We start from the raw sequence: 15,396 nt of genomic DNA on the forward strand, positions 1-15,396 counted from the left end.
TTCCTTTAGAGGATAGGAGCACATGAACGAAAAAAAACGATACAGTATTAAAAAAATTCTTCTTGCTGTACTATGGGTAACCATTGGTACAGGCACAACTGTATTGCTGGTAGCCGGTATCAATAAAAAAGATGCTGCAAAATGTAAAGGGGTGGCAATAAAAATATCCGGTATTGAAAATACAGATGGTCCCAAATTTGTAGATGAGGAAGACATTCTGAATACGATTCAAAAAATAAGTAACGGAAATGCAAAGGGTAAAGCAATAGGTACTTTCAATCTGCAAAAAATTGAGATTGAACTGGAGAAAAGTAAATGGGTGAAAAATGCTGAGCTGTTCTTTGATAACAATGATAGTTTAAAAGTAAACCTGCAGGAGAGAGAGCCTGTAGCAAGAATTTTTACAACGGGTAACATGTCATTCTATATTGACACGGCATTAGCGATGTTACCATTGAGTGATAAATTTTCTGCAAGGTTACCGGTGTTCACCGGTTTTCCAACAGATCAGATTGTATTATCTACAGCGGATAGCAGTTTATTAAACGATGTGAAAGTTATCAGTCTTGCCATTCAGAAAGATTCTTTCCGCATGGCGATGATTGACCAGGTAGACATAACACCGGAAAGGAATTTTGAAATGATACCTAAGATCGGTAACCAGTTAATTGTTTTTGGTGATGCCACCGCAGCAGAAGATAAATTTAATAAGCTGGAATTATTTTATAAAGAAGTGATGGTAAAAAGCGGCTGGAGTAAATACAGTGTGATCAACGTGCAATATAAAGGCCAGGTGGTGGCAAGAAGAAGAGGTGCAGAAGATAAAACTGCGGATTCAGTAAGAACATTACAGATCATGCAATTGATAGCAGCTAATGCGGCGCAACAGGCAGAGGATTCTTTGCAAACTATTTTGCAGGATAATAACAACAATACTGCGGATAGCAGTATGATACAACAATCCATTCAAAGAGAAGACAATGTTGAAACTAATAATGCCATAAACGAATCACCTCTAAAGCCACTGAACAATCAACCGGCAGAAAAACCGGTTAACAGTAATCCGTTACCCCCTGTAAAACCAGCGGCTGCAAAGCCAGCTGTACCCAATCCAATTCCTGTAAAAAAACCAATGCCGGCAAAACCTGCGGCAACAAAACCAAATCCGGTCCTTCCTAAAAAACCAGCCACCAATCCTGTTAAACCAAAACCAGCTGTTACTAAGCCACCAGCCGGAAAACCGAAAGTAGTAATGCCAAATAAACCGATTAAAAATGATTATTAAAACAGTTCATAGTTGATAGTTAATAGTTCATAGTAAAGCACTGTAAATTTTCAGGCTCTGCCATGAACCATCAACCATGAATCATGAACCATTAACCAGACACAAACACACAAATACATACAATTATGAATCACGAACAACCCATCATTGTAGGCCTGGATATCGGCACCACAAAGATTGCTGCTATTGCCGGTCGCAAAAATGAATACGGCAAACTGGAGATACTCGGTTTTGGCCGTGCCAATAGTAACGGTGTGCAACACGGCATGGTGTTGAACATCGATCAAACCATCAAAGCCATTGAAATGGCATTAAAGAATTGCTACGACAGTAATCCTAATCTGGAAATAGGAGAAGTGTATGTAGGTATTGCAGGTCATCATATAAAAAGTTTACAAACCCGTGGCGATATTGTACGCCAGGCGGTAGAAGATGAAATAAGCCAGGGAGAAATTGATCGCTTAATTGCAGATCAGTACCGCACTTATATTCCTGCAGGCGACCAGATCATTGATGTGATACCACAGGAATTTACGGTAGATAATTTTCAGAATATTCCTAACCCCATTGGGTACAGTGGTGTAAAAGTGGGTGCTAACTTTCATATTATAACAGGAGATAAAAATGCCATACGCAATATCAACAGAAGTGTGGAGAAAGCAGGTTTGCAAACAAAAGACCTGGTGTTGCAACCATTAGCTTCTGCTGCAGCAGTTATGTGCGACCAGGATCTTGAAGCTGGTGTTGCTATTGTAGATATTGGTGGTGGTACCACTGATCTTGCTGTTTTTTACGAAGGCATTTTAAAACATACTGCGGTTATTCCTTTTGGTGGCGAAAATATTACCAACGACATTAAAACCGGTTTAGGTGTTTTAAAAACACAGGCCGAACAAATGAAAGTACAGTTTGGCAGTGCTTTAAGCGATGAAGCCAAATCAAATGCATTCATTACCATTCCTGGTTTGCGTGGTATGGCACCCAAAGAAATTTCTGTAAAGAATTTAGCGGCTATCATACAGGCACGTATGAGTGAGATCATGGATTTTGTTACCTATCATTTAAAACAGGTTGGTTTAGATACCAGAATGTTGAATGGTGGTATCATCTTAACCGGTGGTGGTTCTCAGTTAAAACATTTAATTCAGTTAACAGAATATGTTACCGGGCTGAATGCAAGAATTGGTTATCCTAATGAACATTTGGCATCAGGCCATATTGATGAATTGGCTAAACCGATGTACAGCACCTGTATTGGTTTAATATTGAAAGGCTATAACGACTACGAAAATAAAAACAAACAATTTGAAGAAACTTTCAGAAAAGTGGAAGTGCCCGATAGTTTGCAGCAACAACCTGTTGATGAAGTATTAGATGTGGTAGCTGAAGAAACCAAACCGGTAAAACTAAAACAACGCAAAACCCTAAAAGGCTTTATGGACGGATTTAAAAACGGCCTGATAGATTTATTTAAAGAAGAAGAAGACGCTAAGTTGTAACAAGGTCAGACGAGGACGTCAGACCATGAAAAAAAGTTCTTAACTAACCCATGATTAATATGCAGTACGTTTTCTTTTTTACTAATTGAAAACAAGTGCTGATAAATTCTAACAGTGTTCATCGGAATTTCCTTAACAAATCCGGTAAACGCTTAAAACAAATAAGCTATGATACATTTTGATTTGCCAAAAGAACAGTCTTCCATCATTAAGGTGATAGGTGTTGGCGGGGGAGGCAGTAATGCAGTAAACCACATGTTCTCACAAAATATTGAAGGCGTAAACTTCATTATTTGTAATACCGATGCGCAGGCCATTTCGCAGAGTAAAGTGCCTAACAAAATTCAGTTGGGGCCGCACCTTACGCAAGGTTTAGGTGCCGGTGCTAATCCTGCAATTGGAAGGCAGGCTACGGAAGAAAGTTTAGAAGAAATAAAACGCATCCTGGAAGTGAATACCAAGATGGCTTTTATCACTGCCGGTATGGGTGGTGGTACAGGTACAGGTGGTGCGCCTATTCTGGCAAAAATCTGTAAAGATCTGGGCATACTTACCGTTGGTATTGTTACCACGCCATTTGCTTATGAAGGCAAGAAAAGAATTGCGCAGGCAGAAGAAGGTATTATGTTGTTGAAAAATCATGTGGATACTTTATTGGTGATCAGTAATGATAAACTCCGTCACCAGTTTGGTAATTTAAAAATGAAAGAAGCTTTTGCAAAAGCAGATAATGTTTTAGCAACAGCAGCAAAATGTATCACCGATGTTATTAATAGTACCGGCCAGATCAATGTGGATTTTGCCGATGTATGCACTGTAATGAGTAATGGCGGTGTGGCTATTTTAGGTAGTGCATCTGCCGCAGGCGAAAACAGGGCACAGCTGGCCATTGAAAATGCATTGAATTCTCCGTTGCTGAATGACAATGATATCCGTGGTGCTAAATGGATATTGATCAATATCAATTCTGCCGAAGGCGAACATGAATTTACTATGGATGAAGTGGAAGTCATTCAGAATTATTTATTAAGTAATGCGGGAGAAGATACCGATGTGATATTAGGTTTGGGGTATGATAATACTTTAGGCAGCGAGATCGGTATTACATTAATAGCTACAGGTTTTGAACATAAAGATCCGTTTGAAAAGAAAGCAGAAGTAGTGGAAGAAGAAAAGAAAACAGATAAGATTATAATGCAACTGGAGATGCCGGTAAAAGAACAACCTGTTAGCAAAGTGATGAAACCTGTACTGCAACCAACCTTACAATTTGATGAAAAAGAAGAAGAGCAGGCCATTGCAGAAATAAGTGAAACACCAGTAATGCAGGCAAAGGAAGATGAGATGATGCCAACATTAATTGAAACAAAAATTGAACAAATAAAAGTGGAACTACCACGTAAAACTACTGGGGAAAAGATTGAAGAAGCGCCAGTGTTTTTTGAAATATCTTCGGCCGCAGATCAAACACCTGTAGTGGCGTTTGATATACCCACAACTCCGGTACCCACAGAAAAACCCATTAGCAAAACCAGCGTTCAAACAAATATTTCAGCTACGAATAAAGAAGCTAGCAATGCCCCTTCGTCGGGGGTTAAATTGGCAAAGCCATCACAGATCTATGTGGAGGAACAGCCTAAACCAGAATCCAATTCTACCGAGGAGCTACCGCCAATGCAGTTAACAATGAAGGCCGACGAACCTGAAATTGAAATGCAACTGGTGGTTAAATCCCATCAAGCGGCGGAGGAAGAGCAACTTGTACAACAAACTCAGCCCATCATGATGTCTAATGTTGAGGAGCCTGCACCGCAGGACGAAACAGAAGAACTCAGGCGCCGGGCTATAGAACGCATTGCGAAGCTGCGTAATTTGTCATTCAACATCAATGCAGCCGATCCGAATAATGAGTTTGAAACGGTGCCAGCTTACCTTCGCCGCAATATGGAATTGCATAATTCCATTGCAGACGTAGAAAATTTTTACAGCAACTATACTGTAAAATCTGATGATAATAATCAAGCTGAGATCAGTACTATCAACACATTTTTAGAAGGAAAGAAACCCGATTAATATTTTTTGCTATGTGAGTTTTACTCACATAGTATTATATACGAAGTTTTGTATTTGGTATGTTTGTGTGGCCCCGCTTTTACAGCGGGGCTGTTTTTTATATAATTTTTGCCTGTAACAAAAGGTATGCTGTTATGGTTTACGTATAAATAGCTATAAATAATAAAAACTGGTTTGTGCATAATAAAAGCTACCTTACTAATTAACCTTATATGTTTATGCGTAAAGTTTCGCAAAACATCAGCAAACCAACTACCACGGCTAATAAAAAGTCTACTGCCACTCATGCTGATGATAATCTTAGTCAACTTGCATTTGATAATGTGGCTGAGGCGCATGTTATTATTATAGTAAGCACTGGTAAAATAATAATGGCTAATAGTGCCTGCTGCAAACTGCTGGGCTATTCTAAAAAAGAACTACTCACTAAAAAGCGGGCTGATATTTTTGATATTAAAGAAGGTAGTTTCAAAAAAATGATGAAGCAAAGAACAGCTGAAGGTAAATCCAAAGCCCTGGTATTTGCAATAAAAAAAAGTGGTAAGCCATTACCCTGCGAAATTACTTCTGCTGTTTTTATAGGAGAACATGGTATTGAAAAATCGATCACTACCATTACAGATGTAACAGTACGTTTACAAAATCAAAAAAACATTGATAGCCGGAAAGCGAAAATAGTGGCGGATGATATTGTGAAGGTAGCCACCAAACAAAAAGCTATCGATGTTAAAAAAGAAAAGGTAGTAGCGGATAATATTGTGATGGCTAAATCTAAACAAAAAGCGATAGATGTAAAAAAAGAAAAAATAATAGCCAATAATATTGTGATCGCAAAATCGAAACAAAAAAATATCGATAAGCAGAAACAAAAAATTGTAGACGACAATATTGCTGAAGCACTTGCAAAAGCAGATGCTATGCTGGCCGAAAATAACGAGTGGATAAAATACATTGCGCAATCCTCTTACGATGTAATGTGGGACTGGGATACCACTACCGGCCAGATATATGTAGGCGATAGCATTGCGGAAGTGTTTGGTTATAAGTTAAAAAATAACACAATGGATTTCAGGGATTTTTGCCACTGCCTGGTTACCGGGGAAAGAGAAGCGGTGGAAAATAAATTATTACAGGCTGTTGCTTCGGGCAGTAAAACCTGGGAGGATAGCTTTACGTTAAAACGACGTGACGGTTCTTTAGCTGCCACCACCAGCAGGGCAAGTATTGTGAGAGATGATGAAGGAAAGGCAATACGTTTAATTGGTGCCATACAAGATGTTAGCAGTGAACAGGACCTGGGGAAAAAACTACAGGAACAAATTGCCATGCATGAAGAAGAAAGCGAAAAGTTTTTACTGGCTACCAGACTTTCTTTTGATGTGATCTGGGACTGGAATTTAACCACCAATGATGTATTTATCGGCGAAGGATTTGAAGAGCTATTTGGTTACCATATAAAAAATAATAAAGGTAATATGATCACCGACTGGAGTAATTACCTGCATCCGGATGATAAAAAAATAATTAAAAAAGAATTACACCTGGCTATTATTTCCAGCACTATGAAATGGGAACATGCTTACCGGGTTACAAGGGCCAATGGTTCTGAGGCAAGAGTGTATGTAAGAGCAAGCATAATCCGGGATACTGCAGGTAAGGCTTACCGTATGATTGGTGCTATGCAGGACCTGAGCCGCCAGAAAGAACTGGAAGAAAAACTGGATATTGAAATAAGGCTGAAGGAAAAACAAATTACCGATGCTGCGGAAGATGCCAAAGAAATGGAACGCTCCAATATTGGTAAAGAATTGCATGATAATATTAACCAGTTACTGGGTGCATCAAGAATGTTCCTTGAAATGGCAAAAAAAGGAGGACCTAATACTGCAATGTACTTAAGCCGTTCTTCAGAATATACACTTACAGCAATTGAAGAAATACGAAAATTAAGCAAAGGGCTTTCTACGGACATTATTAAAAACCTTGGCCTTTGTGCTGCTATTGAAAATATTGCAGATGATACAATGGAAGTAAGTTCATTAAAAATAAAATGTGCTTTATACTCTTTTAATGAAAAAAGCGTAAATGAAAAACTCAAGCTGAATATTTTCAGAATTGTACAGGAGCAACTGAATAATATTATAAAGCATGCAAAGGCCAGAAAAATAACCATCAAACTCTTACAAAATAAAAAAATGGTTCAGTTGGCTATTACTGATGACGGAATTGGTTTTGATACTTTGAAAAAACAAAATGGTATTGGGGTGGATAACATTAAAAGCCGTGCGGCAACGTATAATGGTACCGCCGATTTTGTTTCTCAGCCAGGCAGAGGCTGTGAGTTAAGAGTTGCTTTTCCTATTGCGGTGTGATTGTAAAATTGCAGGAACAAATGTGCTGGCTATAAATGATTGAGATATGGATTATCTCCATCATTTTTTCAAACCCATATAATACCCTTTTTTAGCGGCGGGTAATTTTTCAATAGCACCACGTAATAAAGTACGTGGCATTGTAACTGCATGTTCATCTAAAAAAGCGGATAATTTTTTTGGCTCTTTATCACCTGCAAAACGCAGCATCCATCCCGTTGCCTTGTGTATAAGATCCTCCTTATCTTTTAATAACAGTTCAGCAATTTTAAAAGTATCTGCTGTTTCTCCCTTTCTTATAAAATAACAGGTGCTTAATATGGCTGTTCTTCTTTCCCATATATTTTTTGATTTTGCCAGCTTATATAATACCTGTTTTGGTTTATCAAAAAGATAACTGCCAGTCATATATAAACAACCGAGGTCAACCAGGTCCCAGTTATTAATGCTGTCGTGCCGGCGCATGTACAAGTCGTAGAATGCTTTCAGCCTGGCCGGGGTAATTTTTTTACTCCGGCTCTCTTTATCCATGATACTGATGGCACCGGCTCTTACTTCATGGATATTACTTTGCAAAAGCTTTTCTATTTCTGTAATGGGCATTCCGTTAAATGCGATGGCTAATGCAAACAGCTGTCCCATTTTTACTCCCATAAAAGTATCCCCCTCGCCATATTGCCCTTCCCCCGATTTAAAATAGCGTTGAATCTTTTTCAATTCTTCATCCGATTGTAACGCCTGCAGCCTTGCAATAAAATGTGCGGCAGTAAGTTTTACAGCTGTATCTTTTGCAGTTATATTTTTAACCGCAGCAGTTTTTTTATTGGCTGTTTTTACCGGGCTGGTTTTGTTTTTAGTAGCCATAATTTTAAGCAGCAATATTTACAAAACCCCTGCTTATCTGTAAATATAAATGCAACACTTTGGTTATGCAAGTTTTATGCCCTGAACAAATGCATTTTCAGTGCTGCTGTGCTCTCTACAAATAACCGGGACAGGCGTGGCAATACATACTGCGCCGCAGGCACAACTCATTTTCAGCCCTATTACTTTCTGTAGCAAAACGGGCAGCAGTGCAGGTTTTCTACCATTAAAAATAATCCGCCCCTTATATTTATTTTCAATCTACATTTGTAGCTGTTTTTTAAAAACGGCTTACTATACAGCAATGAAACCGCCGGTAGTACGTTGTTAAGGATTACGGTTCTGTTTGCCAGCAGGCCATAATGCCAGAATGATGCAGGTTGCCTATCTTGCGCCGCCATTCTTTATGAACGTTAAAATTTTTTGTAGTGTCCAAACATGTTAACAAGGTTACGGCAGCAGGTTTAATTGTTGCCTTAGGAATTATTTACGGCGATATCGGTACTTCCCCGCTTTATGTATTCAGTGAAATTATCAACGGGAAAAAGATCGAGCCATTGCTGATCATTGGTGGCCTTTCCTGTATCATCTGGACGCTTACACTGCAAACCACCATTAAATATGTAGCACTTACATTAAGGGCAGATAACCGTGGTGAAGGTGGTATCTTCTCTTTATATACATTGGTACGCCGGCAAAAAAAATGGCTGGTAATTCCTGCCATGATTGGCGGTGCCGCCTTGCTTGCAGATGGAATGATCACGCCTCCTATATCGGTAGCTTCCGCAGTAGAGGGTATGAAGAATATTCCAGGGCTGGAAAAGATCACAGAACAAACTATCATTTTAATTATACTTGGTATTTTAACCTTCTTGTTTTTTATGCAGCAGTTTGGTACCGCCAGCATTGGTAAAATGTTTGGGCCCATAATGCTGATATGGTTTATGATGCTGGCTGTTTTGGGGTTATCGCATATCTCTGATGAATGGGGTATTTTAAAAGCTTTTAATCCCTATTATGCCATTGATATTTTAGTCACTTACCCCAAGGGCTTCTGGTTGTTAGGGGCAGTGTTTTTATGTACCACGGGTGCCGAAGCTTTGTATAGCGATCTGGGGCATACCGGCAGGGCCAATATCCGTTACACCTGGGTATTTGTAAAGATCTGTTTGATTTTAAATTACCTTGGGCAGGGTGCATGGCTGTTGCACAATGAAGGGAAAATATATGCCACCAGCGATCTTTTAAAAAAAATACCCGGCGCTGTTGCAATGAAAAATCCTTTTTTTGAAGTGATGCCGGAATGGTTTTTAGTAACCGGTATCATCATTGCCACTGCCGCTGCCATTATTGCCAGCCAGGCATTAATAAGCGGCTCGTTTACTTTAATAAGTGAAGCAATTCGCCTGAACCTGTGGCCAAAAATGAAGATCATTTATCCTACCGAAGCAAAAGGCCAGTTGTTTATACCCGGTATCAATACTTTATTATTTGCAGGTTGCGTAGGCATTGTATTATATTTTCAAACGTCCAGCGCCATGGGTGCGGCTTATGGTTTGGCCATAACATTATGTATGTTAGCCACCACTATTTTATTTTCCAATTACATGATCTCCCGAAGGGTAAAACCGGTACTTATCTATTTGTTCCTGTCAGTTTTTTTAACCATCGAGATCAGTTTTTTAATTGCCAATTTAGATAAATTCCCTCATGGCGGTTATGTTACTTTAATTGTAGGCGGTGCTTTATTTGCAGTAATGTATGTGTGGTACAGGGCCCGTAAAATTAAAAACCGTTACGTGGAGTTTGTAAGGCTGGAAGAATATATTCCTAAGCTGGAAGAGCTGAGTAATGATGTTACCGTACCAAAATATGCCACGCATTTAGTATACTTAACCAGTGCCAACAATCCTAAAGAAATTGAACATAAAATTATTTACAGCATACTAAGTGGTAAACCCAAACGTGCCGATATTTACTGGTTTGTACATGTAGATACATTGGATGATCCTTATACTTCTGAATATTCGGTAGAACATATTATTCCTAATGATATCATCCGTGTGGAATTCAGGCTGGGTTTCAGAATAGCGCCAAGAATCAACCTGATGTTTAAAAAAGTAGTGGAAGACCTGGTTGCTAACCGTGAAGTGAATGTAACCAGCCGTTATGAAAGCCAGCAACGAAATAATGTAACCGGCGATTTTCAGTTTGTGGTGATGGAGAAATTTTTATCGCAGGATAATGAATTGCCTTTCTTTGAAAAACTGATCATGCGTTTATACTTCTGGGTAAAAGAAGTATCGCTGAGCGAAGAAAAAGGTTTTGGGCTGGAACAAAGTAAAGTGCAGGTAGAAAAATTTCCGTTGATAGTAGCGCCGGTAAGTAAATTAAAGCTAACAAGAATTTATACCGACGAAGAGGAAGAAGACTACGCATCATAAGGGGCAGTACTGTTATTTTACTAACAATCACTGTAAGTTTATGCTGACCATATTCTTTTTTAATTACTTGGGTATTTATAGTTGATATGGATATAAATCTGTAACACTTCAACACGGCAATCATGCAATCCATAACAGCAACAGCACTTTTACAAAAAATTAATGCTAAAGAAGATCTTCAATTGATAGATGTAAGAGAACCTGAAGAGCATGAAGAATTCAATATTGGTGGAGAACTGATTCCACTGGGAGGAATTGCACAACAAGTAGAAAAAATTGCAACTGATAAACCTGTGATTATCTATTGCCGCAAAGGCATCCGCAGCCAGATCGCTATCCAGCGCCTGCAGGAAAAATTTCCTTTTACCAACCTGGTTAATCTTATTGGCGGCACCGAAGCATGGAAGAAAACATTTACCCCTGATTGATAAAGTGGAATTATTGACGTATAAGTTTGATGTTAAGTATAGAATAACTAATTTAACAGCATGCATTAACTACGCACTTATAAACTAACCACTACACATTGCTTCACATCATTCTTTATATCATTGGCGGTATTGCGGTGCTTTCGGTGATCATTTATTTTGTGCAGGAAAAATTTATTTTTAAACCGGAAAAATTACGCCAGGATTTTATTTACAAATACGATGCACCTTTCAGGGAATTGTTTTTTGATGTGGAAGAAGGGGTACGAATAAACGGGCTGCACTTTTATACTAAAAATCCCCTGGGCCTTATTTTATATTTTCATGGCAACAGCCGCAGCATAAAAGGCTGGGCAAAATATGCTAAAGATTTCTATCGCTATAAATATGATGTGCTGTTGGTGGATTATCGCGGCTTTGGTAAAAGCACCGGTAAGCGCAATGAAAAAGATATGCTGAATGATATGCAGTTTGTGTATGATACACTTACTAAAACCTATCCGCAAAATCACCTGATTGTATATGGCAGAAGTTTGGGCAGCGGTTTTGCAGCAAAACTGGCGGCAGATAATACCCCCCGCTATTTAATTTTAGATGCACCTTATTTTAGTTTTAAAAAAACTATTGAACGTTTTTTACCCATCTTACCGGTGAAATATATTTTGCGTTTTCATTTGCGTACCGATAAGTGGTTGCCTAAAGTAAATTGCCATACTTATATTTTACACGGCACCAAAGATTTTTTAATACCCATCAGCAACAGCGAAAAATTACAGCAACTGAATCCACGAAAAATAACTTTGATAAGAATACAAGGCGGCAAACATAATAACCTGCCCACATTTCCGGAATACCATAATTTTATAAGGGATATACTGCAGGTGTAGTGGAAACGAGTAATGAATAATTTAATAATTAATAATGAATAATGAAAAGCAAGGTTTGATGAAGCGCAGGCTCTTCCGCTGGATAAAAGTAATTGTATTGCTGTACTTCATTATTGGTATTGGAATGTTTTATTTGCAGGAATATATTTTATTTAAGCCGGAAAAATTTGCTGCTAATCATGTGTTTCATTTTAACGTACCCTTCCAGGAAATGAAGATTCCTTTTAATGAAACCGATACCATGAGCATGGTAAAATTTTTTCCAGGAGATTCAATAAGAAAAGGAGTGGTATTATATTTTCATGGCAACAAACAAAATATTGAGCGCTATGCAAAGTTTGTAAATGTTTTTACAAAAAATGGTTACGAAGTGTGGATGGAAGATTATCCCGGCTATGGAAAAAGTACCGGCAACAGGACAGAAGAAAAATTATACCGCCAGGCATTGGAACTGCAGCACATGGCATTAAGCAGGTTTGGCAAAGACAGTATTATTTTATACGGCAAATCGTTAGGCTCAGGCATTGCTGCTTATGTGGCATCGCAAACAGATTGTAAAAGATTAATTCTTGAAACACCTTACTATAGTATTCCAGATGTATTTGCAGCGTATGCTTTTATGTATCCCACACAAAGAATGATAACCTATAAAATTCCTACTAACAAATATCTGCAGCAGGTTAAATATCCCATTACCATTTTTCACGGTACTAACGATTGGGTAATACCATACCGTTGTGCATCAAAATTAAAAAGTGTTTTAAAGCCAACAGATGAATTTATAACAATAGAAGAGGGTACGCATCATAACCTGGCTACTTTTGATCTGTATAAACAAAAGCTGGACAGTTTATTGAAAAATTAAATCATTAATAGTAATACAAAAAAACAAGGGCCGGTATAAGGCAGATAAAAAACAAGCCATAAGGACTATTTTTACCAATAGCAGAAAAGCTGAATGCCAGTAAGATAAGATAGATGATCAGGGCGAAAGAGAGTAACAGCAGCATTGCCAGTAATCCAATGCCATTAGCTTGTTCAGTTGTAATACAATAAATGATGCCTGCAATTACCAATGCCAGGCAAATGATAATACTTATTCTGGGCAGGTAGATCTTTTTAAATTCCATGAATATTTTTATGCTGCTAATTTAATCACCACCACCACAGCCACCGCAACCTCCTCCTCCGCAACTACTACCACAACTGCTGCCACAACCGCTGCTGCATCCTGCAGAGCTATCACCTGAATACGATTTTTTTTCTTTAGCCGCAAACGTAGTGAAAGTATTTTTTAATATGCTGTACTCTGCAAAACCTGCAATAGCTGCCGCACCTAAAATAGTAAAGTTGTTAATTACATTGCTGCTTTGCCCATAACTGTTTTGTTCATCCCAGTACACACCCAGGTGATTTCTTACTGTTTTGGTATAAGAAAAATATTGCAGAATTGCCAGTGCAATAAAGCCGAATGCGCCCATTTCAAATACTAAGAAGCCTACCGGTTTATCATTGGCCATACCTTGTAAAAACCTTGCAAAGCCAGGCAGTAAAACAATACCCGGAATGACCAGTTTTAAATAATCTACTTTTTTTGAAAGGCGGTGTAATCGTTCCAGCCCGGGATGTAAAACAGTATCTCTGTCAATTAATCCCAGGCCTTCATTGTAAGTAAAAATATCATCTTCATTAAATTGCCGCATCAGTGGTTGCAACAGTGGATTATCATCTCCTGCTGTAGCATATACTTTAGGCCTTGCAATTTTGTAATCGTTGCCACTGGTTTGTATAATGCCCCTTCTTAACAAATCAACCAATGCGGTTTGATAACACCGATGATTGCCATATAAAAACCTGGCCATCTGGTAAGGTGTAAATTTTTGCGGCAGGTTATTTTCGATGATCGTTTTCAGCCTGCTGTTCTTATGCAACTGGCTGATCAATAACACTACTATTCCTGCAATGCATATAATAAGATAGTAGCCCAAAAAATCTTGTCCTTTGGTATGAAAAAGATTGGTGCCTAAAATAAAAAGTACTACTGCCGATGCAAAAAGGAAAAGTATGCGTTTGAAAAAAGACGGTTCATAAATGTCTGCTTCAATTTCAGTTACGGTTTCATTATCAGGCGGCCAGATATCCTGGGGCGGCCTGGTATTAAACTGTTGTTCATACAACAGTAATGTTGCCGCATACCAGTTTACATGTTTTTCTTTGTCATCAGTACCACCTTTACTGGGATGATGATGAATTTCCTTTGCCAATGTTTTTTTACAAAAATAGTTCCAGTAATTGTCGGTGTAGGTAAGGTGTAAATGCCATACTTCATCTACAATGGTGGAAGGCGAAGCACCGGTGGGAGAGATGCAGCAGAGAAAAATAAATTTTTTGTACTCTTCAATTGCCCTGTTGGTAAATGTGATTGTCCAGTTGTTTTCTTGTGCTAGTTTTTGGGAGAAGGGGAAAGCGGATGCAGGGTCATCAAGCTGAAAGTTTCGGATTTTTTCCCACAACTCCTGTTGTGAAAGTTGGTTCATTTTTCACAAAATTATAATGATGAAAGAGCGGTCTCCAAATTTTTCATGTTACCAAATTGTTGTCATTTTTCTTTTAGCAGTACTGTTTTACCAGTGACTTTTAATTCGTAACTGCCGCCCACTTTCAACGCATAGTTTTCTTTGCCATGACTAACAGGGAAATTAAAACAAACCGGGTAATCATATTCCGCAATAATTTCTCTGATCACTTCATACATCGTTTTTCCAAAAGGCCTTTCGGTATCTTTCATATCAGTAAAACCACCAATGATCAGGCCAGCAAGTTTATCTAACTTACCACTACGTTTTATTTGATACAACATACGATCGATATTGTAAATGTATTCGCCGATATCTTCAATAAATAAAATTTTATTTTTAGTATTGATGTCGGATGCCGTGCCGGTTAAATGCGCCAGTAAAGAAAGATTGCCGCCAACCAGTTCGCCGGTGGCAATACCAGTTGTATTAAATTCATGCGGCGCAATTTTATACGTTGCTTTTTTTCCTGTAATTGCTTTTTGTAAAGATTGTATGAATTCATTTTTGTATTCTCCGTCATTAAAAGCTGCAGCCATAGGTGCATGCAATGAAGCAATTTTTAAGTTGGCATAAATATGACTGTGCAAAACCGTAATATCACTGAATCCTATTATCCATTTAGGATTTTTCTTAAACTTAGTAAAGTCCAGTGCATCAATTATCCTGCCTGTACCATATCCGCCACGGCCACATAAAATGGCATTGATATTTTTATCATCCAGCATTGCCTGTAACTCATCTCTTCGCTCTTCATCAGTAGCAGAAAAATAATTTACCGAACTGCTCCCCAATGTTTTACCCACCATTACCTGGTAACCCCATTGTTGTAAAACAGCAATACAAGTCTGCGCTTTTTCTGCAGCCATATAACCAGCAGGACAGGTAATACCAATGGTGTCGCCTTTTTTTAAATAGAGAGGAATTTTCGCCATGTGTAAATTTTATGCAAAGTATTATAAAATGCG

General features: G+C 38.4%; 12 protein-coding genes. 8 read left to right on the plus strand and 4 right to left on the minus strand.

What is annotated here, in order from left to right; genetic code table 11:
- Positions 1 to 22 precede the first annotated feature (22 nt).
- From ACQ334_RS01585 to ACQ334_RS01600, 4 genes are all read left to right on the plus strand, one after another.
- Positions 23 to 1,285, plus strand: coding sequence for an FtsQ-type POTRA domain-containing protein (locus ACQ334_RS01585; RefSeq protein WP_430986402.1), 1,263 nt, complete (start codon positions 23 to 25; stop codon positions 1,283 to 1,285).
- 125 nt (positions 1,286 to 1,410) lie between these two features.
- Positions 1,411 to 2,784 (plus strand): cell division protein FtsA, encoded by a 1,374-nt coding sequence (gene ftsA, locus ACQ334_RS01590; protein ID WP_430986403.1) that lies wholly within the window; start codon positions 1,411 to 1,413, stop codon positions 2,782 to 2,784.
- 168 nt (positions 2,785 to 2,952) lie between these two features.
- Positions 2,953 to 4,857, plus strand: a complete 1,905-nt coding sequence (gene ftsZ, locus ACQ334_RS01595) for a cell division protein FtsZ (protein ID WP_430986404.1) — start codon at positions 2,953 to 2,955, stop codon at positions 4,855 to 4,857.
- A 218-nt stretch (positions 4,858 to 5,075) separates the two neighbouring features.
- Positions 5,076 to 7,229 carry a PAS domain-containing protein gene (locus tag ACQ334_RS01600; RefSeq protein WP_430986405.1) on the plus strand — a complete coding sequence of 718 codons (2,154 nt, stop codon included), beginning with the start codon at positions 5,076 to 5,078 and terminating at the stop codon, positions 7,227 to 7,229.
- A gap of 60 nt (positions 7,230 to 7,289) precedes the next feature.
- Here the strand turns inward: ACQ334_RS01600 and ACQ334_RS01605 are convergent, their stop codons facing one another.
- The gene (locus ACQ334_RS01605; RefSeq protein ID WP_430986406.1) at positions 7,290 to 8,093 is read right to left on the minus strand and encodes a DNA alkylation repair protein; all 804 of its coding nucleotides are present in this window, start codon (positions 8,091 to 8,093) and stop codon (positions 7,290 to 7,292) included.
- Positions 8,094 to 8,521: 428 nt separating this feature from the next.
- On the opposite strand from ACQ334_RS01605, the gene ACQ334_RS01610 reads away from it, so the two are divergent.
- From ACQ334_RS01610 to ACQ334_RS01625, 4 genes are all read left to right on the plus strand, one after another.
- Complete coding sequence (locus tag ACQ334_RS01610; RefSeq protein ID WP_430986407.1) at positions 8,522 to 10,537, plus strand: KUP/HAK/KT family potassium transporter; 2,016 nt, start codon at positions 8,522 to 8,524, stop codon at positions 10,535 to 10,537.
- 122 nt (positions 10,538 to 10,659) lie between these two features.
- A complete protein-coding gene (locus tag ACQ334_RS01615; protein ID WP_430986408.1) occupies positions 10,660 to 10,965 on the plus strand; it encodes a rhodanese-like domain-containing protein in 306 nt (101 codons plus the stop codon).
- A 98-nt stretch (positions 10,966 to 11,063) separates the two neighbouring features.
- Positions 11,064 to 11,852 (plus strand): alpha/beta hydrolase, encoded by a 789-nt coding sequence (locus ACQ334_RS01620; RefSeq protein ID WP_430986409.1) that lies wholly within the window; start codon positions 11,064 to 11,066, stop codon positions 11,850 to 11,852.
- A gap of 34 nt (positions 11,853 to 11,886) precedes the next feature.
- A complete protein-coding gene (locus ACQ334_RS01625; protein WP_430986410.1) occupies positions 11,887 to 12,717 on the plus strand; it encodes an alpha/beta hydrolase in 831 nt (276 codons plus the stop codon).
- A 4-nt stretch (positions 12,718 to 12,721) separates the two neighbouring features.
- On the opposite strand, the gene ACQ334_RS01630 is transcribed toward ACQ334_RS01625, so the two are convergent.
- The 3 genes from ACQ334_RS01630 to ACQ334_RS01640 form a co-directional block, all read right to left on the minus strand.
- Complete coding sequence (locus ACQ334_RS01630) at positions 12,722 to 12,982, minus strand: hypothetical protein (RefSeq protein WP_430986411.1); 261 nt, start codon at positions 12,980 to 12,982, stop codon at positions 12,722 to 12,724.
- A 21-nt stretch (positions 12,983 to 13,003) separates the two neighbouring features.
- Positions 13,004 to 14,389 carry a TIGR04222 domain-containing membrane protein gene (locus ACQ334_RS01635; RefSeq protein WP_430986412.1) on the minus strand — a complete coding sequence of 462 codons (1,386 nt, stop codon included), beginning with the start codon at positions 14,387 to 14,389 and terminating at the stop codon, positions 13,004 to 13,006.
- 62 nt (positions 14,390 to 14,451) lie between these two features.
- Positions 14,452 to 15,363, minus strand: a complete 912-nt coding sequence (locus ACQ334_RS01640) for a S66 peptidase family protein (protein ID WP_430986413.1) — start codon at positions 15,361 to 15,363, stop codon at positions 14,452 to 14,454.
- Positions 15,364 to 15,396 lie beyond the last annotated feature (33 nt).

Source organism: Ferruginibacter sp. SUN106 (genome assembly GCF_050611765.1).
Taxonomy (GTDB): Bacteria; Bacteroidota; Bacteroidia; order Chitinophagales; family Chitinophagaceae; genus Ferruginibacter.